Source organism: Enterobacter cloacae complex sp. IR5458 (assembly GCF_049238025.1).
GTDB classification, from domain to species: domain Bacteria; phylum Pseudomonadota; class Gammaproteobacteria; order Enterobacterales; family Enterobacteriaceae; genus Enterobacter; species Enterobacter kobei.
This window is the reverse complement of record NZ_JBMKIF010000010.1, coordinates 118,502-141,188: the sequence shown is the minus strand read 5'-3', so window position 1 is coordinate 141,188 and position 22,687 is coordinate 118,502. Positions and strand designations below refer to the sequence as shown.

Genomic DNA, 22,687 nt, shown 5'->3' with positions numbered 1-22,687 from the left:
TGCCAGGCATCAATCAAGAAGAACCCCGTACCGTAAGGTGCGGGGTTTTTTGCTTTGGGCGTTATTCCTCTCCTTGAAACTTTCCCGTAGGCCGATAAGGCAAAGCCGCCATCCGGCAAAGCAGATTGCGCGATCTCACCGGAAAGAGAAGCAAGAATATAAAAGAAGGGATTTATAAACGCAGAAAAGCAAAAACCCAGCCATAGGCTGGGTTCTTTAAATAGTGGTGCCCGGACTCGGAATCGAACCAAGGACACGGGGATTTTCAATCCCCTGCTCTACCGACTGAGCTATCCGGGCAACGGAGCGCATTAAACCGCAATCGCGCCTTATCGTCAACATTATTTCGGGGAAAGCTGTTCAATTGCTTAACTTTGCGGCAATCTGGCGGTTTACGCGCCGAAAAGACCAAATTTCGCTGATTCGCTTACGTCAACGCCCCGCCCATACGACACTGAGCAAAGCGAAGAATATCTTCCGCCAGGCGGTGCGCCGTATCCACATCGGCTTGGCTACGATTCACCAGCATGCGGCTCAGACAACCCTCCAGTATCAGCTCCATCTGCTTAGCGACCATTGCCGGGTCATCCACTTCAAGCGTTGTCAGTAGCTCGTGAGTGAAGTCATGCGCCGCACGCTTTTGCTGATCCGCCAGCTGATGTATTGGATGCCCGGGATCGGGATAAAATGTACAGGCGGCAATAAACAGGCAGCCCGGATAACGATTGTTACTGACACATTCAGTCAGGGCGGTGTAGCGAGCCAACAGCTTTTGCTCAGCCGTCAGTTCTTCATTAAGCATCAACTGTCTGCGCCAGATATCCACCTGCTGGCTAAGGTAGCGCAGCGCATCATAAAGCAGGGCCTCTTTATCCGGCCAGAAACGCGTTAACTCATCCAGAGGGTAATCGATACGGTCGGCTACCATCTCAAGCGTGGTGCTGGCGATCCCTTGAATCTCAAGTAATTGCAGGGCTTGTCCCAGTACGTCTTCACGTTGCACGGTTATCTCCTCCGCTATTCCCAACGGTATGTCCCGTCTAAAGTGTTGTTTACGGTTGGCGATTGCGCAAATGCGCGCTGAATGCCGTTGAATCCATAAACCCGGTTACACGCTGTTCTGGCTGCTCTTCTCCTTGTTCATTGAAGAATAAAATGGTTGGCAGCCCGAGTACGTTAAGGTGCTTAAGCAGAGTCTTATCCTGCTCATTGTTGGCCGTGACGTTTGCCTGGAGCAATACCGTCTCTTTCAGGGCGCTTTGTACCTGACGATCGCTAAAGGTGTATTTTTCAAACTCTTTGCAGGCAACACACCAGTCAGCATAGAGATCGAGCATCACCGGTTTACCTTTTGCCTGAGCCAGGGCGCTATTGAGCTCATCGACATTGTTAATGCGGGTGAAGTCCAGATGCGCCTGCGTCTGACCCACCGGCGTGCCAAATGCCCAGTCCTGCAGCGGACGCACGCTGACCAGTGCAGCCGCCAGCAGCAGGATTTGCACAAGGCGCATCCATGGCTTTTTCGCCCCCAGGCTGACGATAAATGCCCAGGAGAAGAATGCGACGCCAAGCATCGCCCACAGACGCCTTCCCCACTCGTCTCCGATGATGCGCTCCAGCAGGAACACCGGTAGCGCCAGAATGACAAAACCAAACGCGGTTTTCACCGTCTCCATCCACGGTCCGCTTTTCGGCAGCAGACGATTACCAAAGACCGTCACAAGAATGAGCGGCAGACCCATCCCCAGCGCATAAAGATACAGCGTTCCGCCACCGAGCCACATATTGCCGCTCTGGGCGATGTACAGCAGGATGGCGCTGAGCGGCGCAGTGGTGCAGGGTGAACAGATTAGCCCGGCAATTGCACCCATTGCGAACACGCCGCCTGCAGATCCTCCCTGCTGACGATTACTCATCAGCGTTAAGCGGGTTTGCAGCGAAGAGGGCAGTTGCAGAGTGAACAGGCCAAACATCGACAGCGCCAAAAGAATAAAGACAACTGACAGACCAATAAGCACGTAAGGATGCTGAAGCGCTGCCTGGAATTGCAATCCAGCGGCGGCGACCACGAGGCCGAGCGCCGTGTAGGTTAATGCCATGCCCTGGACATAAATAAAAGCCAGCAGCAGCGCCCGGGCGGTGGAAAGCCGTTGCTTACCGCCTAGCACAATCCCGGAGATCAGCGGGTACATGGGCAGTACACACGGCGTAAAGGCAATGCCAATACCAATCAGTAGCGCCCAAAACGCTGAGAAGGGAAGATCTGAAGTGGCTTCGCCTTCTCCCTTCACCCTGGCCCTCTCCCCTGAGGGGAGAGGGGAGGCAGCCGCTTTAACTTCAGTAAGCGGAACGACCTTCGTTTCAGGAGGATAGCAGAAGCCCGCGTCGGCACAGCCCTGATACGTCACGGTCAGCGTGGCGCCTTTATCCGCCTGATTCACCGTGACGGGGACGTTTAAGCGCTGACGATAGATTTCACTCTTACCGTAGAACTCGTCCTCGTGCCACTCGCCCGCGGGCATCTGCAATGCGCCGACGTTAGCCTTTGCGGACGTGATGCTGACCTGTTTGCGGTAAAGGTAGTAACCCTCTTTCACCTGCCAGGTCAGATTGAGATCGTGCTGGTTCTGCTGAAAATCGAAAACAAACGCCTGGTCGGCAGGAATAAAGTTTGAACGGCCGGGTGCGTCAAACAACCCGGCAAATACTGATGTGCTGCACAGCAGCAGGATCAGCGTAAGGAAGCGTTGAGCCATGTGAGATAGTCGTTATCGCCATGGAGCACTGGCAGCACCAGCAGCTCTGGAGTTTGGTAAGGATGATGAGACTTGAGGCAGTCGAGGAGCGCCTGCTGGTTCGCCCGGTTGGTTTTAAGCAACATCTGGACTTCGTACTCCTGCTCCAGTTTGCCTTCCCAGTAATAAAGGGAGGTTGCGCCGGGGAGGAGCGTTACGCAGGCTGCCCATTTTTCGGCCAGCACTTTGGCGGCGAGATCCTGGGCAGAGGCTTCATCAGGGGCGGTACACAGTACGACAACGGCATCAGGCGTGTTCACAAGTCGACCTCCTCATCACGAAAGTCTTCACTATATCACGCAAGACGATTGGTCATTAATGAATCGGGCCGCAGTGCGGCCCGATTTTAACTATTTTTACAACGGCTGAAGGTTTACAGCACAATGCCACCGATGATAAAGCCGAGGATGACGCAAAGCGTAATTGCCACCACGCCCGGGATCAGAAACGCGTGGTTAAACACGTATTTACCGATACGGGTAGAGCCAGTGTCATCCATTTCAACCGCTGCCAGCAGGGTTGGGTAGGTTGGCAGAACGAACAGTGCGGAAACGGCTGCGAAAGAGGCAATCGCCGTCAGCGGCGTTACGCCTAACATGAGTGCCGCAGGCATCAGCGCTTTGGTGGTTGCTGCCTGGGAGTAAAGCAGGGTCGCAGCAAAGAACAGCACGACCGCCAGCAGCCACGGGTAGTTGTGCAGCAGGTCGCCGGCTACGGTCTGGATATCGCTTATATGCGCCTTCACGAAAGTATCGCCGAGCCATGCCACACCCAGTACACACACGCAGGCGCTCATACCGGATTTAAAGGTACTGGCGTTCAGCACTTCGCTGGTGTCGATTTTACAGGTGATACTAATCAGCGTCGCGATAGTCAGCATGAACACCACAATCGCTTCGTTACGCGGCAGAACCGGGTTCTGAATCAGCCCCACGGTGTCACTGATGGCGGTTGCGTAGAACATCACTGCGACGATACCAATCAGGAACAGCAGTACGGAGCGCTTTGCGTGCGGCTTCAGTTCGAAGACCTGGCTACCGCGCAGTCTCACTTCACCTTTTGCCAGACGCTCCTGGTAAACCGGATCGTCTTTCAGTTCGGCACCGAGGAAGTTACACAACACGGCAGTAATCATGACCGCAATCAGCGTCACCGGAATACAGATCGCCAGCAGCGTCAGGTAGCTCACGCCCATCGGCTCCAGGATACCGGCGAAGAAGACCACGGCGGCAGAGATCGGCGACGCGGTGATGGCAATCTGAGACGCAACGACGGCAATAGAGAGGGGACGAGACGGGCGAATCCCCTGTTCTTTTGCCACTTCGGTAATCACCGGCAGCGTGGAGAACGCCGTGTGGCCAGTTCCCGCGAGAATGGTCATAAACCAGGTGACCAGCGGGGCAAGGAAGGTAATGTATTTAGGATGGCGGCGCAGCATACGCTCCGCCAGACTCACCAGGTAGTCCATACCGCCTGCCACCTGCATAGCGGCGATAGCGGCAATAACTGCCATGATGATTTCGATAACGTCAAAGGGGATTGCGCCGGGTTTAATCTGAAAGATAAGGGTAAGAACGAGCACCCCGAGACCGCCGGCAAAACCGATGCCGATACCCCCGAGTCTTGCTCCCAAATAAATCGCCAACAAGACGATGACGAGTTCTGCTCCAAACATAAGGACCTGCCTTGCTTATTAACAAGTTGATATTGAATTGTTGTATTTTGGTAACACCTAAAAAGAAAAAAGGCACGTCACAAGTGACGTGCCTTTAAAAGCCTAGCCTGAACGGTTACTGTTCGCTTTCATCGGTATATCGTTTCGCTTTATATGCCGGGTGCATCAGGTTCTGGGCGGAGAAGATATCGTCCAGCTCAGCCTCGGTCAACAGTCCGCGCTCCAGCACCACTTCACGCACGCTCTTACCGGTTTCGGCACAAATCTTACCGACGATGTCACCGTTATGGTGACCGATGAACGGGTTGAGGTAGGTGACGATCCCGATAGAGTTGTAAACGTAGCCTTCACACACTTCTTTATTTGCGGTAATGCCGTTAATGCATTTTTCCAGCAGGTTGTAGCAGGCGTTAGTCAGGATGTGGATAGATTCGAACATCGCCTGGCCAATCACGGGCTCCATTACGTTCAGCTGCAGCTGACCGGCCTCGGAGGCCATCGTCACGGTAGTGTCGTTACCGATGACTTTGAAGCAAACCTGGTTCACCACTTCTGGCACGACCGGGTTCACCTTAGCTGGCATGATGGACGAACCCGCCTGCAGTTCTGGCAGGTTGATTTCGTTCAGGCCAGCGCGCGGGCCGGAAGAGAGCAGGCGCAGGTCATTACAGATTTTGGACAGTTTCACCGCCAGACGTTTCAGTGCGCTGTGTACCATCACGTACGCGCCGCAGTCGGAGGTGGCTTCAATCAGGTCTTCCGCAGGCACGACCGGCAGGTTGGACACTTCAGCCAGCTTCTGAACCGCCAGCTGCTGATAGCCATCCGGGGTGTTCAGACGCGTACCGATGGCGGTTGCGCCCAGGTTCACTTCCAGCAGCAGCTCAGAGGTGCGCAGCAGGTTTTTGGTCTCTTCATTCAGCAGCACGTTAAATGCGTGGAATTCCTGGCCCAGCGTCATTGGCACTGCGTCCTGTAACTGGGTACGACCCATTTTCAGGATATCCTGGAACTCAACCGCTTTACGCTGGAAGCCATCGCCCAGTTGGTTGATGGCGTCCACCAGTTTCACCACGGAGGCATACACCGCGATACGGAAGCCGGTTGGGTAGGCGTCGTTGGTGGACTGGCATTTGTTAACGTGGTCGTTCGGGTTCAGGTACTGGTATTCACCTTTCTGATGACCCATCAGCTCCAGGCCGATGTTTGCCAGTACTTCGTTGGTATTCATGTTGACGGAGGTACCCGCGCCGCCCTGATAGACGTCAACCGGGAACTGGTCCATGCATTTGCCGTTGTTCAGCACTTCATCGCAGGCAGCGATAATCGCATTTGCCGCGCTTTTAGGAATGGTTTGCAGCTCTTTGTTGGCCAGCGCTGCGGCTTTCTTCACCATCACCATGCCACGGACAAACTCAGGGATGTCGCTGATTTTGCTGTTGCTGATGTAGAAGTTTTCAATCGCTCTCAGAGTGTGAACACCATAGTAGGCATCCGCTGGAACTTCCCTGGTACCCAACAAGTCTTCTTCGATACGAATGTTGTTTAACATGTGAACCTTCTTTTCAAGCTGCCGATGGATTGTACTAAACACACAGTATATATGTGGTTTTGAATATTTTCTGACCGACGATTATTCCCTCAATCAGCCAGATGCTCGAGATCATATGCTGATGATAGCGAATTGCCGTAAGCTGGATCACTTATTATCGAGCCGATTCCATGATAATTATTAATCTGTGAAATGTGTCACCGCTTTAATATTTCCAGAAAAAATATCCGTGCAAACCGATTGAATTTTCGCTAACTGCCACCATTTCATACAAACGCGCGTCGCGAACACATTCAGACAGGGGCCTGACGGCACCTGCCCTACAGGAGATGCCAGTGCGCTGGATACCATTTATTGCTTTCTTTCTCTATGTTTACATTGAGATTTCCATTTTTATCCAGGTTGCCCATGTACTGGGCGTCCTGCTGACGCTGGTTCTGGTGATTTTCACCTCCGTCATCGGCATGTCGCTGGTGCGTAACCAGGGTTTCAAAAATTTCCTGATAATGCAGCAGAAGATGGCTGCAGGCGAAAGCCCGGCAGAAGAGATGATCAAAAGCGTGTCGCTGATTATCGCGGGTCTGCTGCTTATTCTGCCTGGCTTCTTTACCGACTTCCTCGGCCTTTTGCTGCTTCTGCCGCCAGTGCAAAAACACCTGACCATGAAGCTGCTGCCGCATCTGCGTTTTAGCCGTATGCCGGGTGGTGGCTTCAGTACGGGCCCGGGCGATACGTTTGAAGGGGAGTATCAGCGTAAGGATGAACAGCACGACCGTTTAGACCACAAAGACGATCGGTGATTTTTATGCCCGGTGGCGCATCGCTCACCGGGCCTGCGGATTTTGCCGCTTCGGTAAAAACAGCCACAGCCCTGCCAGCATGACGATGGCATACACACTCTTCCATCCCACCATTGCCAGCAACAGCAGGCAAAGCACACCCCCGACGACCGCCAGTGCTTTATAACGGCCTTCCAGCAGACGACAGCCCGCCAGCATGCACAGCAGATAGATCATAATGAAAATGCCGTTGGCGTAGACGATCAGGGCATCCAGATTGATTTTCAGTACGTAAATACCCAGCGTACTCAACACGCAGCAGCCCAGCACGGTATTCAGTGCATTCACCGGAAGTTGACGTTTGGACAACTGCGCAAGACGGCTTTCAGGCTTATAAAGCGCCTGCGACCACACCAGACGGGCAAAGCTCTGGATATAAATATTCAGGCTGGCAAAACAGGCGAGATAGCCAATCATACATGCGACCCACAGCGCTTTTACGCCAAAAAGGTGTACCACTATGCCCGGCAGTGACGCGGCAGCCGCTTTATCCGCACCGAATGCGTTGAAGTGCAATACCAGCACGGTGCAGGCCCAGTAAACTGTTCCTGCCAGCAGCAGGCCAATCATTAGCGCGCGCGGAAAATCGCGCTCAGGCTGCTTAAATTCAGAGGCCAGATGGGCGAACGCTTCGAGACCCACAAAACACCAGAACATAACGGCAAGGGCGGCGAAAAGCTGTGAATGGTCAATGTTTGTCGCTGCCGGGAAGGGAATGTCCTTAATTGTGATATCGCCCGCCCACCAGACAGCCGCGACGAGCGCAACAATCAGTACCGCAACCAGCGTCTGCAGGTTTGCACTTGAGCTGGCGCCGCGTGAGCCCACCCACCAGACGATGGCCAGCGTACCTAGTTCAGCCAGCAGGAGCTGCTCGTTATGCCAGCCAAACAGCGCCTGTCCAAAGCCGGTTGCAATATGCAATGCCGCAGGAAGACCCACCGGGATCACCGAGAGAAACAGCCAGCCGGTAACACGCTTCAGTCGCGGGCCAAAAGCCAGCCCGACAAAGTGCGCCACACCGCCTGCGTCAGGGAAGTGCCGCCCGAGGATGGCAAACACAATGGCTATCGGAAACACCAGCACAATCAGCACCGGCCACGCCCACAGGCTGTTATTGCCTGCTACCAGCGCCGCCAGTGCGGGTACGGCAAATACGCCCGTACCTAACAAGGAGGTTGAGAGCAGGCCAACGCCCTGCGCCAGTCCCAACTCCTGTTTAAGTCCACTCATTGACATCGTCCTGCCAATACCAAAAGAGAGGGGATGGTAACACTTTCGCAAAATTTTTTTTCAACTCCCCCTTGAAGGGGGAAAAAGCTATCCCCATCTCTCAGGGCACTAGTCGGAAAACCGCATGCGGGCCGGCGTCATCCATAACTGATAATGACTTTCTCAAAGGAGAGCTATCAATGAGTATTCGTCCGTTACATGATCGTGTGATCGTCAAACGTAAAGAAGTTGAAACCAAGTCTGCTGGCGGCATCGTTCTGACCGGTTCTGCTGCAGCCAAATCAACGCGTGGCGAAATCATCGCTGTCGGTAAGGGCCGCATCCTGGAAAACGGAACTGTGCAGCCGCTGGACGTTAAAGTTGGTGACATCGTAATTTTCAACGATGGCTACGGCGTGAAATCCGAGAAGATCGACAATGAAGAAGTGTTGATCATGTCCGAGAGCGACATTCTGGCAATTGTTGAAGCGTAATTTACGCACGAGAATTTGAGGAAATAAGAACATGGCAGCTAAAGACGTAAAATTCGGTAACGACGCTCGTGTAAAAATGCTCCGCGGCGTAAACGTACTGGCCGATGCAGTTAAAGTGACCCTGGGCCCGAAAGGCCGTAACGTAGTGCTGGATAAATCCTTCGGCGCGCCAACCATCACCAAAGATGGTGTTTCTGTAGCACGTGAAATCGAACTGGAAGACAAGTTCGAAAACATGGGTGCGCAGATGGTGAAAGAAGTTGCCTCTAAAGCGAACGATGCTGCAGGTGACGGTACCACCACCGCGACCGTACTGGCGCAGGCTATCATCACTGAAGGTCTGAAAGCCGTTGCTGCGGGCATGAACCCAATGGATCTGAAACGTGGTATCGACAAAGCTGTCGCTTCCGCTGTTGAAGAGCTGAAAGCGCTGTCCGTACCGTGCTCTGACTCCAAAGCCATTGCTCAGGTAGGTACCATCTCCGCTAACTCCGACGAAACCGTAGGTAAACTGATCGCTGAAGCGATGGACAAAGTCGGTAAAGAAGGCGTTATCACCGTTGAAGACGGTACCGGTCTGGAAGACGAACTGGACGTGGTTGAAGGTATGCAGTTCGACCGCGGCTACCTGTCCCCATACTTCATCAACAAGCCAGAGACTGGCGCTGTTGAGCTGGAAAGCCCGTTCATCCTGCTGGCTGACAAGAAAATCTCCAACATCCGCGAAATGCTGCCAGTGCTGGAAGCCGTTGCGAAAGCAGGCAAACCGCTGGTTATCATCGCTGAAGACGTTGAAGGCGAAGCGCTGGCGACCCTGGTGGTTAACACCATGCGTGGCATCGTGAAAGTGGCTGCGGTTAAAGCACCTGGCTTCGGCGATCGTCGTAAAGCGATGCTGCAGGATATCGCTACCCTGACTGGCGGTACCGTTATCTCTGAAGAGATCGGTATGGAGCTGGAAAAAGCGACCCTGGAAGACCTGGGCCAGGCAAAACGCGTTGTGATCAACAAAGACACCACCACCATCATCGACGGTGTGGGTGAAGAAGCCGCTATTCAGGGCCGTGTTGGTCAGATCCGTAAGCAGATCGAAGAAGCAACCTCTGATTACGACCGTGAAAAACTGCAGGAGCGCGTAGCGAAACTGGCAGGTGGTGTCGCTGTTATCAAAGTCGGTGCTGCGACCGAAGTTGAAATGAAAGAGAAAAAAGCGCGCGTTGACGATGCCCTGCACGCGACCCGTGCTGCGGTAGAAGAAGGCGTGGTTGCTGGTGGTGGCGTTGCGCTGGTGCGTGTTGCCGCTAAACTGGCTGGCCTGACTGCACAGAACGAAGACCAGAACGTGGGTATCAAAGTTGCGCTGCGCGCAATGGAAGCGCCTCTGCGTCAGATCGTTTCTAACGCCGGTGAAGAGCCATCTGTGGTTGCGAACAACGTGAAAGCGGGCGAAGGTAACTACGGTTACAACGCGGCAACTGAAGAATACGGCAACATGATCGACTTCGGTATTCTGGACCCAACTAAAGTTACCCGTTCTGCTCTGCAGTATGCGGCATCTGTAGCTGGCCTGATGATCACTACCGAGTGCATGGTTACTGATATGCCTAAAGGCGACGCGCCTGACTTAGGTGCTGCTGGTATGGGCGGCATGGGTGGTATGGGCGGCATGATGTAATCATGTTGTTCTGAACCTCTCAGAACGAACCCCGGGCAGCGATGCCCGGGGTTTTTTATTGCCTGTCCAGCTGCTACTCAAAGGTGCCTTTCACGCACACAACACCTTCGCGCACCATCTGGCGGCCTTTCGCCCAGACCTCATGGATTTTTAGATCGTCCGTCAACACCAGGAAATCGGCATCGCATCCGGGCGCGATCCGTCCTTTATGCTCCAGCCCGAGAAACTCCGCCACATTACGCGTAAATGGCAGAAGCGCCTCCTCCAGCGGCAGGTGATAGCGGCTGACCAACTGCTGTAGGGTTTCCGGAAGGGATTCGAATCCTGCCACGCCAATACCTACCAGATTGCCATTTGCGTCAAAATTCGGTTGGCTACCGTTACCGTCCGAGCTGAGCGTGAGACGGTTAAACGGCACCTGCGCTTCGCGGGCTGTCGCAATGGCGGTGGCGGCATCAATGGGTTCGCTGATGCTGGTGGTGATATCGATATAACCCCCTTCGCGAGCATAGTTTAGCGCGGCGAGGAAAAGCGCCTCGCCGCGGTTAACGTGGGTGGGCAGCAGCTTCGTGCGGGGAACGTCGGCGCTATTCAGAATGTTAAGGAGCGGCTCCAGCAGCTTCGGGCTGTTGCCGAGGTGAAAAACGGAGATACCCGCTTTGGCACCCAATAGCCCGCCGACGCGTGACTGGGCGGCCATACTGGCGAGCCGATCGTCCGCTGGCGCGGAAGAGCGATGATCGGAAATCGCGCATTTTACACCAATGATTTTGTCGATCAGCGCCACATCTTTTTCAATACTGCCGGTAATCGTCGGAGAAGGCAGTCCGTACGCGCCCGTCAGCATCCACGCGCTGATCCCTTCATGCTCAAGCGCTCGTGTTTTTGCCAGCAGTGATTCAGGGTGTCGGGTGACGCCGTCGGTGCCCAGCAGGCCAACCACGGAGGTGATACCTGCTGCTACCAGCGCAGACAGCCGCACCTCCGGCGTGCGGGTGTGGGGCCCCGCTTCACCGCCGCCACCGATGAGATGCACGTGCTGATCGATAAATCCCGGGCAAATCACCGCTCCAGCGAGATCGGTTTCAGGACACGCCATCCGCGTTGTTGCATGCCCCACTTTTTCGATCGCAACAATTTTTCCCCCAGCGATCAGCAGATCGCAATGTCCCCGATCCTCCGGGGCGTAGAGATGTGCGTTGCGGAAAAGATGGGGTTCCAGCACTGAAAAATCCATTTTTATCTCCTCAGAAGAGTAGCTGCATCAGCCACATTGAGAGCAGGGCGTTAATGACGCAAACCGTAATAATGTGCGGGTAATATTTCGGATTCACGCCTGCGGTACCCAGGCAGCGGCCGGTATTTTGCACCGGATTGCCCATCAAATAGATGGCGGGCAGCAGGATGGTGGCATCGTGACCGTTGAGTGAGCCGGCGGCGACCAGACTGGCGCAGACCCCCACGCCGCCGCCCATACTCATCACCGAGGCCAGAAGGACCGTTGCCGCCGCGCCCGGAAGCCCCCAGAGCGCCATGACGGGCTCGCAAACATTGCCCACGATATCCAGCAGGCCCGTCACCTTCAGCGCCTGAATAATGACAAATGCCATGACCACGTTTGGCAGCAGGCTGGTGGTCGCGATGGTAAAGCCGCGACGGGCACCATCAATAAACATGTCCATGATATTTTTACGCGGCTGGGCGATCATTTTTTTCCTCCTGAATACGATGATCTTCCATACGGGCGATCCACAGTCGCAGGAAGTTAGCGCCAACAAATTTGAATACCAGAATGACGGCCAGCGGCGCGATCACCGGGACGGTAATAAACGTGAAAAGCGCGGCGCCGGAAGAAAAATAGTTGGTAATAATGGCGCTTCCGCTGGTCTGGAAGGTAGCGAAAATGGCGCGTTCATGGTCGGTAATTGCTCCGTCGTCGGTCAGCTCTTTGGTCATACCTGCCGCCGCATCGGTGTTTTGCAGGTTGGCGATAAGGGCCAGAGAGCAGATCCCCGGCACGCCAAGCAGCGGACGCAAAATAGGCGTCATCAGCTGTTGTGCGGCACGCAGTCCGCCCAGGCCTTCGGTGACGGCAATGATCCCGAGCGATAAAATGACCGAGGGCGCCAGTTCAAGGGCAAATAAAAAACCGTCTTTCGCCCCCGTTCCGCCCGTGCCGCGAAACGTCAGGGCGCCGTTGACCGGTCCAAAGCTACCGTTTAAGACGGTAAAGTCCAGCACGCGCCACCATTCAGTACTTTTGGCGAAAAAACCGGAGAAAAATACGATGGTGAGTACAAACGCCAGATAGCCTACCCATGTCACTTTTTCCTCTCCTGAGGATGATGCACTCATGAAACCCCCTTTTTCATTGCGTACAAAAGTTGTACGTCGCACCACTACATACGATCGAGGGCTAAAACACGATATCCCAAAGGCTATTATCAGAATTCATTTAAGATGTCGGAGGAGTGCCTGGCGGAATCTGGCTCGCAGAAATGCTCGGCAATTTTCTTTTGGTCATCTTTTAGGTATAAGATTTAGACACGGACAACAACTGTCCAGCTTATTGAAAACGAGGAATAACATGCGCGTAAAAGTCTGTGCAGGGATTGTAGGGGCAGCATTGCTGCTGGCGGGTTGTAGCTCCAGCAATGAGCTGTCGGCGGCGGGCCAGGGTGTTCGCTTTGTGGAAGATAAGCCGGGTAGCGAATGCCAGCTGTTAGGCACGGCCACGGGCGAGCAAAGCAACTGGATGTCGGGACAGCATGGTGAAGAGGGCGGCTCTATGCGCGGTGCGGCGAATGCCCTGCGTAACCAGGCCGCGGCGATGGGCGGCAATGTGATTTACGGCGTGAGTAGCCCAACGCAGGGAATGCTCTCCAGCTTCGTGCCAACCGCCAGCCAGATGAGCGGCCAGGTCTACAAGTGCCCGAACTGAGTTAACGCGGTGATGGCGCTGCGCCCGGACCCTGTAGGGCAGGTAAGCGTAGCGCCACCTGCCTTTTAGTGCTGCCGCAGCTGCAAATCCAGCGGCGTCTTACTTGGCTCTCCGCCAATTTCGCGCGCCAGCTTGGGTACCATATAACCTGAAACCAGCGTTAACAGCTCGCGCATAATCTGTCGGGCTTCTTCATCGGTCACCATGAAGTGCGCCGCACCCTGCACGCGGTCCAGCACATGCAGGTAATAGGGCAAGACACCCGCATCAAACAGGGCGTTGCTGAGGTCGGCCAGCACGCGGGCGCTATCATTTACCCCACGCAGCAGCACGCTCTGGTTTAGTAGCGTGACCCCCACTTTACGCAGGCGCGCCATCGCCGCGCGAAATGCATCGTCAATTTCATTCGCGTGGTTAATATGGTTCACCAGCAGCACCTGCAAGCGGGATTGCGCCAGGCGCGACACCAGCCCGTCAGTAATGCGTGCCGGAATGACAATCGGTAAACGGCTGTGAATACGCAGACGTTTGATGTGCGGGATGGCCTCAAGCTGGGTTAATAGCCAGTCCAGCTCATGATCTTTTGCCATCAGCGGGTCACCGCCGGAAAAAATAATCTCATCCAGCTCTGAATGGGCGGCGATATAGTCCAGCGCGACCTGCCAGTTGCGCTTATTTCCCTGGTTTTCGGCGTAAGGGAAGTGCCGACGGAAGCAATAACGGCAATTTACCGCGCAGCCGCCTTTGACCAGCAGCAGGGCGCGGTTGAGATACTTATGCAGTAAACCCGGTACCACACTGTTCTGCTCTTCCAGGGGATCGGTGCTGTACCCTGGTGCAGTAATGAACTCATCCTGCAAGGTAATGATTTGTTTTAAAAGCGGATCGTCAGGATTGCCTTTCTCCATGCGCGCAACAAACGCGCGTGGAACGCGCAGGGCGAAAAGGCGCTTTGCCTCGCGGCCCGCAAGCAACTCTGGATGCTGATCGAGGTCTAAAAGACGCAGCAATTCATCAGGACTGGTGATTACATCGGCAAGTTGCGATAACCAATCTTCTCTGGACGGGGTGTTTAGGGTTACAATATGCGCCATTTTGTGGCTTAGCTACCAGTTAACAAATTTAGAGGGCCTTATGGCAACGTACTATAGCAACGATTTTCGTGCTGGTCTTAAAATCATGATGGACGGCGAACCGTACGCGGTTGAAGCCAGCGAATTCGTTAAACCAGGTAAAGGCCAGGCATTCGCACGCGTTAAGCTGCGCCGCCTGCTGACCGGTACCCGTGTTGAGAAAACTTTCAAGTCTACCGACTCCGCTGAAGGCGCAGATGTTGTGGATATGAACCTGACTTACCTGTACAACGACGGTGAGTTCTGGCACTTCATGAACAACGAAACCTTCGAGCAGCTGTCTGCTGACGCGAAAGCGATTGGCGATAGCGAAAAATGGCTGCTGGATCAGGCTGAGTGCATCGTGACCCTGTGGAACGGTCAGCCTATCGCTGTTACCCCGCCAAACTTTGTTGAGCTGGAAATCGTTGAAACCGATCCAGGTCTGAAAGGTGACACTGCCGGTACTGGCGGTAAACCAGCGACGCTGTCTACCGGTGCTGTGGTTAAAGTGCCACTGTTCGTACAGACTGGCGAAGTGATCAAAGTGGATACCCGCTCCGGCGAATACGTATCACGCGTGAAGTAATAGTCAGGGCGCAGCGCCCGCTGCGCCTGATTTTTGCAGGCAGGGATGATGAAACGTACCGTTAAAATTCTGCTTCTGTTAGCGCTCTCCAGTGCATTGCTTTCCGGCTGTAACACCACGCGCGGCATGGGGGAAGATATCCAGGATCTTGGGCATATCATTTCTCACGCGGCCAGCTAAGCTCGTCTAATTTTCCGAAAAATGCTTCCTTGTCCGTCAATCGGCGGGATCTTGTCTATTCTTAAGTTGCTATACACAAAACAACTTTGGCTATAAAAGGAAGATATTATGGTTAAGAAGACAATTGCAGCGATCTTTTCAGTCCTGGTACTTTCTTCAGTATTAACTGCCTGTAATACCACGCGTGGCGTTGGTCAGGATATTTCTGAAGGTGGTAGTGCAATCTCTGGTGCGGCAACAAAAGCACAGCAGTAATTAATTAACGGTACGGAACCAGAAGGGTTTCGTACCGTCAGTTTTCTGTACCCTGCGGAGATAAAAACGGGGAAAAGCGAGTGTCCATATGCAGCTTCATGCGGATATTTCGCTTGTAGGTATATACCGTTTTCCCATTGATACTCAGGTGAGCGGCAATTTTTTGATTGCTTGCGCCGTCCATCCACATTGTCAGCACTTTCTCCTCCTGGCGGGTCAGCAACGGCGTGGCCACTGTTGGTCTGTGCGTGTCTGAGCCCGAAATTAACGCGTCATTAATAACCGTGGCGAGTTCCTCAAGACGGGCATTTTTCATGAGTGAAGACCAGACCGGGAAGTTCTCCAGCCAGGCCGTCATGTCTCTGTCCTCTCCCGATTGCAACATAATAAAGGGGAGTTTTTCGCTGGCATTCAGTAAGGAAGAGAATTGCTGGAAATGGGGAGTATCCTGCCTGAAACCATGCAGGTCAGCGATAACCAGTGAGGGTTTCCATTGCAGAATGTGCTCTCTGGCGAGGAAAAGATTGTTCAGCCCGGTCACAACGTAATGTCCCGGGAATAAACCGGAATGATTGAGCCATGCTTCAAACCCCGCGCGGGTAAAGTGACAACGGTCAATCAAAAGTATTTTGAACATATTTTATTCGCAGTCGGCTAGTGGTTTGGCTTCCTGCCATCAGAAAGCACATCATCATAGAGAAGTCCGATGAGTAATAAATGCCTGAACTGCGCGCCTTACTGCGGCTATTTCTGGCCTTAAGGGGGTCAGCAGAAAATGATTGAAAAAAAATCGCACGTTAACCAAAATATGAGGCGTTATCTGCCTTGCGGGACGACCCGTAAGCGCTTTCTTCATCGGGGACGGCCCCAACTTATTTAAGTTAAGGAGCCTGAGATGTCCTGGATTATTCTTTTTATTGCCGGCCTGCTCGAAGTGGTATGGGCGATTGGTCTTAAGTACACCCACGGTTTTACCCGCCTGACGCCCAGCGTCATTACCGTTTCTGCGATGATTGTGAGTATTGTTCTGCTCTCATGGGCGATGCGTTCCCTGCCCGTGGGAACAGCCTATGCTGTCTGGACGGGGATTGGTGCCGTGGGGGCTGCAATTACCGGCATTCTGTTGCTGGGTGAGTCAGCGAGCCTGGCGCGTATCGCCAGCCTCGCCCTGATTGTGGCCGGTATCATTGGACTGAAGCTCAGCACCCATTAGTGGGGCTGTTTAACCCAGATGAGTTTCGACACATCAAACCCTTGCCGGGTCGCGACATCCAGCATCTGCTGTTTCATCTCCGACGAAATGGTTGGCGTGCGGGAAAGTATCCACAGATAGTTGCGATCCGGCCCGCAGACCAGTGCGTGACGGTACTCTCTGTCGAGCGCTATCACGTTATAGCCGCCATAGAAGGGGCCAATGAAAGAGACTTTGAGCGCGGCCCGTTGCGGGTCGCCGGTGAAGTATGCTTTCCCGACAGACTGCTGCCACATCTGCCGATCGGGGTTATAGCCCCGGTTGATAACCTGAATACCCCCATCCTCCATCGTGCTGTAATGTGCAGTCACCTTCTCTAAACCCTGTTCGAACCGATGGTCGAGGCGGGCGATTTCATACCATGTTCCGAGAAAGCGTTGGGCGTCAAAAGGCGTGACGACAGTGACACCAGGAGGTGGGGTAGGGGAACTGCAGGCAACCACTAAAAACGCGGCTGTCACCGCGGCGATAACAGGCAGAATGCGCATAGGAGTTTCCTTACTGTTTTTTGTTAAGTGTAGATGACAGCAGGGAAAATGCGGGAATTTTGCAGGCCGGGTGGGCATTAGCACCTCCCGGCAAGGTTTTACTGCAGAGCGCTCAGAATACGGTATGCCGCTTCCACGCGCGCCGGGTTCGGGTAGCTCTTGTTCGCCAGCATAACAATGCCGAGTTCCTTCTCAGGAATAAATGCGACATAGCTGCCGAATCCACCCGTCGAGCCTGTTTTATGTACCCATGATGCTTTTACTGGCGGAGCTGGAGGGTTCACTTCTGCCACCGGTAACGGTGCAAGAGCCACCTTGTTATCGCTGCCCTCCACGACGGTTTTGGCTTCTACCGGCCAGTTGAGCATCTCCCAGCCCAGACCCTGATACATGGCACCCACGCGCCAGTAGCGAGACTGTGCCAGGGCAATACCCTGTTTCAGCGTTGAATCCGGAAGAGCGGCAGGGTTCATGTTGGCCTTCACCCAGCTCGCCATATCCTGGACGTTGGTTTTGACACCATACGCTTCGGCATCCAACATTCCCGGTGAAACGTGGACCGCTTTACCATCACGGTATCCCCAGGCGTAATACGCCTCTTCTTCTTTCGGAACGTTAATCCATGTATGGTCCAGTTTGAGTGGCTTGAAGACCCGCTTCGTCATGGCCTGTTCAAAGCTCATACCGGAGGGTTTAACCGCGAGGGCGCCAAAAAGCCCGATGCTGGCGTTCGCATAAAGACGCGTTGTGCCTGGTTTCCACTGCGGTTGCCAGTGTTGATAGAAGCGCAGCAGGGAGGCGTTATCCGTGACCTCATCCGGCACCTGTAGCGGCAGGCCACCCGCGGTGTAGGTCGCCAGATCCAACATGCGAATACCCTGCCACTGCTTGCCTGTTAGCTCGGGCCAGTACTTTGCCACGGGGTCGCCCAGCGATATTTCTCCGCGCGCAATCGCATCGCCACCTAATACGCCAGTGAAGGTTTTACTTATAGAGCCCAGCTCAAACAGGGTTTGCGGGGTGACAGGTTTGTTCGCCGCAACATCGGCCTTTCCGAAGGTAAAGTAGTGCGGCTGACCCTGATAAATCACCGCTACCGCCATGCCCGGAATGGCTTGCGCTTTCATCAGGGGGGTAACGGTACGTTCCACCACGTCAGACAGCTGTTTCTCTGACATCGGCGCGGCGAGAACAGAGCAGGAGGTGCTGAGCAGCAGGGCACAGCAAAGGGATTTTGTCTTCATCAGTTATCTTCCGTAATAGCGGTTCAAGGGAGTGTCCGGGCCCGTCAGACCTCAGTAGTCTGTTGGATTTGACTGTGGCTGACAAACGGTTAAATTTAGCATTAGCTGTTAATTTTTCTAACGGAAGTAATGATGACCCGCAGCTATCTCCCGCTTAATTCGCTTCGCGCTTTCGAAGCTGCCGCCAGACACCTCAGTTTTACGCATGCCGCGATAGAGCTGAACGTGACTCACTCTGCCATCAGCCAGCACGTTAAAGCGCTGGAGCAGCATCTGAATTGTCAGCTGTTTGTCCGCGTTTCGCGCGGGCTGATGCTGACCACGGAAGGTGAAAACTTGCTGCCGGTGTTGAATGATTCATTCGATCGGATCGCCGGAATGCTGGATCGCTTTGCCAGTCATCGCGCCCAGGAGAAGCTAAAAGTGGGTGTGGTCGGCACCTTTGCTACCGGTGTTTTATTCTCGCAGCTCGCGGACTTTCGTCGCTGCTATCCGCATATCGATCTTCATCTTTCGACCCATAACAACCGCGTCGATCCCGCGGCGGAAGGGCTGGATTATACGATTCGATACGGTGGCGGGGCGTGGCACGGCACTGAAGCACAGTTCCTGTGTTCTGCACCGCTGTCTCCGCTTTGCTCACCCGATATTGCTCTCGGGCTCCAGTCTCCGGCCGACATTCTGAAGTTTACCCTGCTGCGCTCCTACCGACGCGACGAATGGTCGGCGTGGATGCAGGCGGCAGGTGAACATCCCCCGTCACCCACGCATCGGGTGATGGTCTTTGATTCGTCCGTGACCATGCTGGAAGCCGCGCAGGCAGGTGTGGGCATCGCCATAGCACCTGTGGATATGTTTACCCATCTGCTCAATAGCGAGCGTATCGTGCAGCCGTTTGCCACCCGGATAGACCTGGGGAGTTACTGGCTCACGCGATTACAGTCGAGGGCTGAAACCCCCGCAATGCATGAGTTTGCTCAATGGCTGGTGGGAAAAATGCAGAAATAAAAGGCCCGCCGGAGGGCGGGCCAAATGTATCAGATAGTGACCACGGCAATCAGCGTCACCACGGTCAGGATGGTCGCCAGACCGTAGAATACCCATTTACCGCTCGGTACATGGATTTTCAGGTCATGCATCGCATGATGAATACGGTGCAGGCCACACCACAGCGGCAGGACGATCATCAGGAAGATGAATACCCGACCAATAAAGCTGCTCGCAAACGCCAGCACGCGTTCGTAGCTCAGCGCATCGCCCGGGAATAACCCCAGCGGCAGCATAATCCCGACCAGCAGAATGATCACCGGCGCGATGATGGCGCTCCACATGCCGCCTGCGCCAAACAGGCCCCAGAAGACCGGCTCGTCTGAACGTTTTGGATTTGGATTAATCACAGTCGTCTCCTTACCAGAACAGTGCGACAAACAGAATGACCACAGTGACCAGGATCGTCACTCCCCATAGCCCTTTAATCACCGGCTCTGGCCCCATTTTCTCGCCTTTTACGATGATGTTTGCCGCTTTTGGCGCCAGTTCAAACCAGGTTTTGGTATGAAGCAGCGCTGCCGCGAGCACGATCAGGTTCAGAATTACAATGATGGGGTTTTGCAGGAAACCGACAAAGTTCGCCCAGGTTTCCGGCCCGTGCTTGAGGGCAAAAACGCCATACATCAGCTCAAGGCTGAACCAGACCGCCGGTACCGCCGTGCCTTCACGCAGCATGTAGAAGCGATAAAACGGCAGGTTTTTCCACCAGGTGGACGGCACTGGCCGCACATAGGCTTTGCGTTTAGTCGTCATCATGCACTCCTTAGCGTGGTTTCAGGGTAGCGATAAGAAAGTCTTTCGAGCTTTCCACTTTACCCTGCTGAATTGCGGCGGCCGGGTCGACATGCTTCGGACAGACTTCGGAGCAATAACCCACAAAGGTACAGGTCCAGACGCCGTTCTGGCTGTTAAGCTGCGCCATGCGTTCTTTTTTACCGTGGTCGCGGCTGTCTTCGTTATAGCGGTGCGCCAGGGTAATAGCGGCCGGGCCGATGAACTCAGGGTTCAGGCCAAACTGGGGACAAGCGGCGTAGCACAGGCCGCAGTTGATGCAGCCGGAGAACTGATGGTATTTCGCCATCTGCGCTGGCGTCTGGGTATTGGGTCCCTGATCAGGAGTACGCGGGTTGCCAATGATGTACGGCTTAATCGCTTCCAGACTTTCGATAAAGTGCGTCATATCGACCACCAGATCGCGCTCGATTGGGAAATTACCCAATGCTTCAACCTTGATGCCTTTGGTGTAATCGCGCAGGAAGGTTTTGCATGCCAGCTTCGGCACTTTGTTGACCATCATGCCGCAGGAGCCGCAGATTGCCATGCGGCAGGACCAGCGGTAGCTCAGGTCCGGTGCCAGGTTATCTTTGATATAGCCGAGCGCATCCAGCAGGGAGGTTTGCTCGTCATAAGGCACTTCATAGAAAGCGCTGTGGGGGGCGGTATCCACTTCCGGATTGTAGCGCACCACTTCAACTTTCAGTTTTTGCATCTCAGCCATTCGCCTTCTCCTTCTTCTCGGCGGCTTCTGCTTCTGCGCCGTACACGCGTTTAGCCGGCGGCAGCGTGGTGATTTTCACGTCGCTGTAGTCCAGGCGCGTTGTGCCATCCGCATCGCGCCAGGCGAGAGTGTGTTTAAGGAAATTGACGTCGTCACGTTCGGTGCAGCCTTCGTCCAGACGCTGGTGCGCCCCACGCGACTCTTTACGCGCCAGCGCAGAGTGCGCCATACATTCCGCGACGTTCAGGCCGTGGCCCAGCTCAATGGTATAGAGCAGGTCGGTATTGAAGACGCTGGAGGTGTCGGTGATGTGCACGCGCTTGAAGCGCTCCTGCAGCTCCGCCAGCTTGTCGACGGTTTTCTGCATCAGCACAGGGGTACGGTAGATACCGCAGCCTTCTTCCATCGACAGACCCATTTCATCGCGGATCTTCGACCAGTTCTCGTTACCTTCCTGGTTCACCAGGTCTTTCAGGCGTTTTTCAACGTCTGCGACCTGCGCATCCAGCGCGGCACCGTTAGCTTCGCCTGCGGTTGCGGCACGCTCCATTGCGCGTTCGCCCGCCATGCGGCCAAAGACCACCAGCTCTGCCAGCGAGTTAGATCCCAGACGGTTGGCGCCGTGCAGACCCACAGAGGAACATTCGCCCACCGCAAACAGGCCCTGAATACGGGTTTCGCACTGCTGATCGGTTTCGATACCGCCCATGGTGTAGTGTGCAGTTGGGCGAACCGGAATCGGCTCTTTCACCGGGTCGACGCCCACATAGGCTTTCGCCAGCTCACAGATAAACGGCAGACGTTCCAGCAGTTTCTTCTCGCCCAGGTGACGCAGGTCAAGGTAAACCACGTCGCCGCGCGGCGTTGAGATGGTGTTGCCTTTGCGCCACTCGTGCCAGAAGGCCTGAGAAACTTTGTCGCGCGGGCCGAGTTCCATGTATTTGTTCTTCGGCTCGCCAAGCGGCGTTTCCGGACCCATACCGTAATCCTGCAGATAGCGGTAGCCGTTTTTGTTGACCAGAATACCGCCTTCACCGCGGCAGCCTTCCGTCATCAAAATGCCGGACCCTGGCAGACCGGTTGGGTGATACTGCACAAACTCCATATCACGCAGCGGCACGCCGTGGCTGAGCGCCATGCCCATGCCGTCACCGGTAACGATGCCGCCGTTGGTGTTATAGCGGTACACGCGTCCCGCGCCGCCCGTTGCCATCACCACCGCGTTAGCGCGGATCTGAACGAGCGTGCCTTCCATCATGTTCATTGCCACCAGGCCGCGCGCATGCCCGTCATCAACCAGGATATCGAGGACGAAATGTTCATCAAAGCGCTGAATTTGTGGGAACTGAAGGGAGGTCTGGAACAGGGTATGCAACATGTGGAAGCCGGTCTTATCGGCGGCGAACCAGGTGCGTTCAATCTTCATTCCGCCGAAGCGGCGGACGTTGACGCTGCCGTCCGGACGGCGGCTCCACGGACATCCCCACTGCTCAAGCTGGGTCATCTCCGTTGGACAATGGTGGACAAAGTAGTCAACGACATCCTGTTCGCAAAGCCAGTCGCCCCCTGCAACCGTGTCGTGGAAATGGTATTCAAAGCTGTCATGATCCTGCGCAACGGCGGCGGATCCTCCTTCTGCGGCAACCGTGTGGCTGCGCATCGGATAGACTTTTGAAATCAGTGCGATTTTAGCGTTTGGATTAGCCTGCGCTGCAGCAATCGCAGCACGTAATCCAGCCCCGCCAGCGCCAATTACGGCAAGATCGGCTTGAAAAGTTTGCACGACATTCCTCCAGATTTTTGTTATTTCGCAACGCGACAAACTAAAGGTAGTTC

27 protein-coding genes and 1 tRNA gene are annotated in these 22,687 nt (G+C 54.6%); 9 read left to right on the top strand and 19 right to left on the bottom strand.

Features of this window, described 5'->3' with window-relative positions:
* From ACOTYN_RS11105 to aspA, 7 genes are all read right to left on the bottom strand, one after another.
* Nucleotides 1-257 (bottom strand): hypothetical protein (locus tag ACOTYN_RS11105; RefSeq protein ID WP_421634675.1); only part of this gene is annotated, 257 nt, incomplete at its 3' end.
* A tRNA-Phe gene (locus ACOTYN_RS11100) sits at nucleotides 225-300 on the bottom strand. The genes ACOTYN_RS11100 and ACOTYN_RS11105, both read right to left, overlap by 33 nt.
* Before the next feature lie 127 nt (nucleotides 301-427).
* Nucleotides 428-1,003, bottom strand: coding sequence for a transcriptional regulator (locus ACOTYN_RS11095; protein ID WP_023331831.1), 576 nt, complete (start codon nucleotides 1,001-1,003; stop codon nucleotides 428-430).
* Between the two features lie 49 nt (nucleotides 1,004-1,052).
* Nucleotides 1,053-2,756 (bottom strand): protein-disulfide reductase DsbD, encoded by a 1,704-nt coding sequence (locus tag ACOTYN_RS11090; protein WP_063434352.1) that lies wholly within the window; start codon nucleotides 2,754-2,756, stop codon nucleotides 1,053-1,055.
* Nucleotides 2,732-3,055, bottom strand: a complete 324-nt coding sequence (cutA, locus tag ACOTYN_RS11085; RefSeq protein ID WP_014882197.1) for a divalent cation tolerance protein CutA — start codon at nucleotides 3,053-3,055, stop codon at nucleotides 2,732-2,734. Before cutA ends, ACOTYN_RS11090 begins: the two co-directional genes overlap by 25 nt.
* Before the next feature lie 113 nt (nucleotides 3,056-3,168).
* Nucleotides 3,169-4,470, bottom strand: coding sequence for an anaerobic C4-dicarboxylate transporter (locus ACOTYN_RS11080; protein ID WP_023331834.1), 1,302 nt, complete (start codon nucleotides 4,468-4,470; stop codon nucleotides 3,169-3,171).
* A 115-nt stretch (nucleotides 4,471-4,585) separates the two neighbouring features.
* Entirely contained in the window at nucleotides 4,586-6,022 is a 1,437-nt protein-coding gene (gene aspA / locus ACOTYN_RS11075; RefSeq protein ID WP_003855923.1) for an aspartate ammonia-lyase, read from the bottom strand.
* 335 nt (nucleotides 6,023-6,357) lie between these two features.
* On the opposite strand from aspA, the gene ACOTYN_RS11070 reads away from it, so the two are divergent.
* Complete coding sequence (locus ACOTYN_RS11070; protein ID WP_014882199.1) at nucleotides 6,358-6,822, top strand: FxsA family protein; 465 nt, start codon at nucleotides 6,358-6,360, stop codon at nucleotides 6,820-6,822.
* A gap of 24 nt (nucleotides 6,823-6,846) precedes the next feature.
* On the opposite strand, the gene yjeH is transcribed toward ACOTYN_RS11070, so the two are convergent.
* A complete protein-coding gene (gene yjeH, locus ACOTYN_RS11065) occupies nucleotides 6,847-8,094 on the bottom strand; it encodes an L-methionine/branched-chain amino acid transporter (protein WP_047343823.1) in 1,248 nt (415 codons plus the stop codon).
* 179 nt (nucleotides 8,095-8,273) lie between these two features.
* On the opposite strand from yjeH, the gene ACOTYN_RS11060 reads away from it, so the two are divergent.
* Nucleotides 8,274-8,567 carry a co-chaperone GroES gene (locus ACOTYN_RS11060; protein ID WP_003855929.1) on the top strand — a complete coding sequence of 98 codons (294 nt, stop codon included), beginning with the start codon at nucleotides 8,274-8,276 and terminating at the stop codon, nucleotides 8,565-8,567.
* 31 nt (nucleotides 8,568-8,598) lie between these two features.
* On the top strand, nucleotides 8,599-10,242 hold the full coding sequence (groL, locus tag ACOTYN_RS11055; protein ID WP_014882201.1) for a chaperonin GroEL: 1,644 nt from the start codon (nucleotides 8,599-8,601) through the stop codon (nucleotides 10,240-10,242).
* Nucleotides 10,243-10,315: 73 nt separating this feature from the next.
* On the opposite strand, the gene iadA is transcribed toward groL, so the two are convergent.
* Genes iadA through ACOTYN_RS11040 form a run of 3 tightly spaced genes read right to left on the bottom strand, consistent with a single transcriptional unit; the run spans nucleotide 10,316 to nucleotide 12,597 of the window.
* Nucleotides 10,316-11,479: a beta-aspartyl-peptidase gene (iadA, locus tag ACOTYN_RS11050; RefSeq protein WP_332957782.1), complete on the bottom strand. Its 1,164-nt coding sequence runs from the start codon at nucleotides 11,477-11,479 to the stop codon at nucleotides 10,316-10,318.
* 10 nt (nucleotides 11,480-11,489) lie between these two features.
* Complete coding sequence (locus ACOTYN_RS11045) at nucleotides 11,490-11,951, bottom strand: YjiG family protein (RefSeq protein WP_047027111.1); 462 nt, start codon at nucleotides 11,949-11,951, stop codon at nucleotides 11,490-11,492.
* A complete protein-coding gene (locus ACOTYN_RS11040) occupies nucleotides 11,932-12,597 on the bottom strand; it encodes a nucleoside recognition domain-containing protein (protein WP_023331837.1) in 666 nt (221 codons plus the stop codon). Before ACOTYN_RS11040 ends, ACOTYN_RS11045 begins: the two co-directional genes overlap by 20 nt.
* A gap of 232 nt (nucleotides 12,598-12,829) precedes the next feature.
* Here ACOTYN_RS11040 and ACOTYN_RS11035 point away from each other — a divergent pair, with 232 nt between their 5' ends.
* Nucleotides 12,830-13,183, top strand: a complete 354-nt coding sequence (locus tag ACOTYN_RS11035; RefSeq protein WP_014882205.1) for a DUF4156 domain-containing protein — start codon at nucleotides 12,830-12,832, stop codon at nucleotides 13,181-13,183.
* Nucleotides 13,184-13,248: 65 nt separating this feature from the next.
* On the opposite strand, the gene epmB is transcribed toward ACOTYN_RS11035, so the two are convergent.
* Nucleotides 13,249-14,277, bottom strand: a complete 1,029-nt coding sequence (gene epmB / locus ACOTYN_RS11030) for an EF-P beta-lysylation protein EpmB (protein WP_014882206.1) — start codon at nucleotides 14,275-14,277, stop codon at nucleotides 13,249-13,251.
* A gap of 40 nt (nucleotides 14,278-14,317) precedes the next feature.
* Between epmB and efp the strand changes: the two genes are divergently transcribed.
* The 3 genes from efp to ecnB all read left to right on the top strand — a co-directional run bounded on the left by efp (nucleotide 14,318) and on the right by ecnB (nucleotide 15,319).
* Nucleotides 14,318-14,884 carry an elongation factor P gene (gene efp / locus ACOTYN_RS11025; RefSeq protein ID WP_014882207.1) on the top strand — a complete coding sequence of 189 codons (567 nt, stop codon included), beginning with the start codon at nucleotides 14,318-14,320 and terminating at the stop codon, nucleotides 14,882-14,884.
* 48 nt (nucleotides 14,885-14,932) lie between these two features.
* Nucleotides 14,933-15,064, top strand: a complete 132-nt coding sequence (locus ACOTYN_RS11020) for an entericidin A/B family lipoprotein (RefSeq protein WP_013095266.1) — start codon at nucleotides 14,933-14,935, stop codon at nucleotides 15,062-15,064.
* Between the two features lie 108 nt (nucleotides 15,065-15,172).
* Nucleotides 15,173-15,319: a lipoprotein toxin entericidin B gene (gene ecnB, locus ACOTYN_RS11015; RefSeq protein WP_003025482.1), complete on the top strand. Its 147-nt coding sequence runs from the start codon at nucleotides 15,173-15,175 to the stop codon at nucleotides 15,317-15,319.
* 37 nt (nucleotides 15,320-15,356) lie between these two features.
* Here ecnB and ACOTYN_RS11010 read toward each other — a convergent pair whose 3' ends face one another.
* Nucleotides 15,357-15,956 (bottom strand): response regulator transcription factor, encoded by a 600-nt coding sequence (locus ACOTYN_RS11010; protein WP_045134434.1) that lies wholly within the window; start codon nucleotides 15,954-15,956, stop codon nucleotides 15,357-15,359.
* A gap of 258 nt (nucleotides 15,957-16,214) precedes the next feature.
* Here ACOTYN_RS11010 and sugE point away from each other — a divergent pair, with 258 nt between their 5' ends.
* Nucleotides 16,215-16,532, top strand: a complete 318-nt coding sequence (gene sugE, locus ACOTYN_RS11005; protein WP_014882209.1) for a quaternary ammonium compound efflux SMR transporter SugE — start codon at nucleotides 16,215-16,217, stop codon at nucleotides 16,530-16,532.
* Here sugE and ACOTYN_RS11000 read toward each other — a convergent pair.
* Both ACOTYN_RS11000 and ACOTYN_RS10995 read right to left on the bottom strand, forming a co-directional pair.
* Nucleotides 16,529-17,059, bottom strand: coding sequence for a lipocalin family protein (locus tag ACOTYN_RS11000; RefSeq protein ID WP_023338938.1), 531 nt, complete (start codon nucleotides 17,057-17,059; stop codon nucleotides 16,529-16,531). The genes sugE and ACOTYN_RS11000 overlap by 4 nt on opposite strands.
* A 98-nt stretch (nucleotides 17,060-17,157) precedes the next feature.
* On the bottom strand, nucleotides 17,158-18,303 hold the full coding sequence (locus ACOTYN_RS10995) for a cephalosporin-hydrolyzing class C beta-lactamase ACT-142 (RefSeq protein ID WP_032637705.1): 1,146 nt from the start codon (nucleotides 18,301-18,303) through the stop codon (nucleotides 17,158-17,160).
* A 132-nt stretch (nucleotides 18,304-18,435) separates the two neighbouring features.
* Between ACOTYN_RS10995 and ampR the strand changes: the two genes are divergently transcribed.
* Entirely contained in the window at nucleotides 18,436-19,311 is an 876-nt protein-coding gene (gene ampR, locus ACOTYN_RS10990; protein ID WP_014882212.1) for a LysR family transcriptional regulator AmpR, read from the top strand.
* Between the two features lie 29 nt (nucleotides 19,312-19,340).
* Here ampR and frdD read toward each other — a convergent pair whose 3' ends face one another.
* Genes frdD through frdA form a run of 4 tightly spaced genes read right to left on the bottom strand, consistent with a single transcriptional unit; the run spans nucleotide 19,341 to nucleotide 22,634 of the window.
* A complete protein-coding gene (frdD, locus tag ACOTYN_RS10985; RefSeq protein ID WP_000609653.1) occupies nucleotides 19,341-19,700 on the bottom strand; it encodes a fumarate reductase subunit FrdD in 360 nt (119 codons plus the stop codon).
* Between the two features lie 10 nt (nucleotides 19,701-19,710).
* Entirely contained in the window at nucleotides 19,711-20,106 is a 396-nt protein-coding gene (gene frdC / locus ACOTYN_RS10980; protein ID WP_014882213.1) for a fumarate reductase subunit FrdC, read from the bottom strand.
* 10 nt (nucleotides 20,107-20,116) lie between these two features.
* Nucleotides 20,117-20,851, bottom strand: coding sequence for a fumarate reductase iron-sulfur protein (frdB, locus tag ACOTYN_RS10975; protein ID WP_014882214.1), 735 nt, complete (start codon nucleotides 20,849-20,851; stop codon nucleotides 20,117-20,119).
* On the bottom strand, nucleotides 20,844-22,634 hold the full coding sequence (frdA, locus tag ACOTYN_RS10970; protein WP_332957775.1) for a fumarate reductase (quinol) flavoprotein subunit: 1,791 nt from the start codon (nucleotides 22,632-22,634) through the stop codon (nucleotides 20,844-20,846). Before frdA ends, frdB begins: the two co-directional genes overlap by 8 nt.
* Nucleotides 22,635-22,687: the final 53 nt, after the last annotated feature.

What these genes read in the sequence shown, in the direction of transcription:
- ACOTYN_RS11090 (WP_063434352.1), bottom strand. Translation starts at nt 2,756, where the DNA reads ATGGCTCAACGCTTCCTTACGCTGATCCTGCTGCTGTGCAGCACATCA.
- ACOTYN_RS11080 (WP_023331834.1), bottom strand. Translation starts at nt 4,470, where the DNA reads ATGTTTGGAGCAGAACTCGTCATCGTCTTGTTGGCGATTTATTTGGGA.
- aspA (WP_003855923.1), bottom strand. Translation starts at nt 6,022, where the DNA reads ATGTTAAACAACATTCGTATCGAAGAAGACTTGTTGGGTACCAGGGAA.
- yjeH (WP_047343823.1), bottom strand. Translation starts at nt 8,094, where the DNA reads ATGAGTGGACTTAAACAGGAGTTGGGACTGGCGCAGGGCGTTGGCCTG.
- ACOTYN_RS11060 (WP_003855929.1), top strand. Translation starts at nt 8,274, where the DNA reads ATGAGTATTCGTCCGTTACATGATCGTGTGATCGTCAAACGTAAAGAA.
- groL (WP_014882201.1), top strand. Translation starts at nt 8,599, where the DNA reads ATGGCAGCTAAAGACGTAAAATTCGGTAACGACGCTCGTGTAAAAATG.
- iadA (WP_332957782.1), bottom strand. Translation starts at nt 11,479, where the DNA reads ATGGATTTTTCAGTGCTGGAACCCCATCTTTTCCGCAACGCACATCTC.
- ACOTYN_RS11045 (WP_047027111.1), bottom strand. Translation starts at nt 11,951, where the DNA reads ATGATCGCCCAGCCGCGTAAAAATATCATGGACATGTTTATTGATGGT.
- ACOTYN_RS11040 (WP_023331837.1), bottom strand. Translation starts at nt 12,597, where the DNA reads ATGAGTGCATCATCCTCAGGAGAGGAAAAAGTGACATGGGTAGGCTAT.
- ACOTYN_RS11035 (WP_014882205.1), top strand. Translation starts at nt 12,830, where the DNA reads ATGCGCGTAAAAGTCTGTGCAGGGATTGTAGGGGCAGCATTGCTGCTG.
- epmB (WP_014882206.1), bottom strand. Translation starts at nt 14,277, where the DNA reads ATGGCGCATATTGTAACCCTAAACACCCCGTCCAGAGAAGATTGGTTA.
- efp (WP_014882207.1), top strand. Translation starts at nt 14,318, where the DNA reads ATGGCAACGTACTATAGCAACGATTTTCGTGCTGGTCTTAAAATCATG.
- ACOTYN_RS11020 (WP_013095266.1), top strand. Translation starts at nt 14,933, where the DNA reads ATGAAACGTACCGTTAAAATTCTGCTTCTGTTAGCGCTCTCCAGTGCA.
- ecnB (WP_003025482.1), top strand. Translation starts at nt 15,173, where the DNA reads ATGGTTAAGAAGACAATTGCAGCGATCTTTTCAGTCCTGGTACTTTCT.
- ACOTYN_RS11010 (WP_045134434.1), bottom strand. Translation starts at nt 15,956, where the DNA reads ATGTTCAAAATACTTTTGATTGACCGTTGTCACTTTACCCGCGCGGGG.
- sugE (WP_014882209.1), top strand. Translation starts at nt 16,215, where the DNA reads ATGTCCTGGATTATTCTTTTTATTGCCGGCCTGCTCGAAGTGGTATGG.
- ACOTYN_RS11000 (WP_023338938.1), bottom strand. Translation starts at nt 17,059, where the DNA reads ATGCGCATTCTGCCTGTTATCGCCGCGGTGACAGCCGCGTTTTTAGTG.
- ACOTYN_RS10995 (WP_032637705.1), bottom strand. Translation starts at nt 18,303, where the DNA reads ATGAAGACAAAATCCCTTTGCTGTGCCCTGCTGCTCAGCACCTCCTGC.
- ampR (WP_014882212.1), top strand. Translation starts at nt 18,436, where the DNA reads ATGACCCGCAGCTATCTCCCGCTTAATTCGCTTCGCGCTTTCGAAGCT.
- frdC (WP_014882213.1), bottom strand. Translation starts at nt 20,106, where the DNA reads ATGACGACTAAACGCAAAGCCTATGTGCGGCCAGTGCCGTCCACCTGG.
- frdB (WP_014882214.1), bottom strand. Translation starts at nt 20,851, where the DNA reads ATGGCTGAGATGCAAAAACTGAAAGTTGAAGTGGTGCGCTACAATCCG.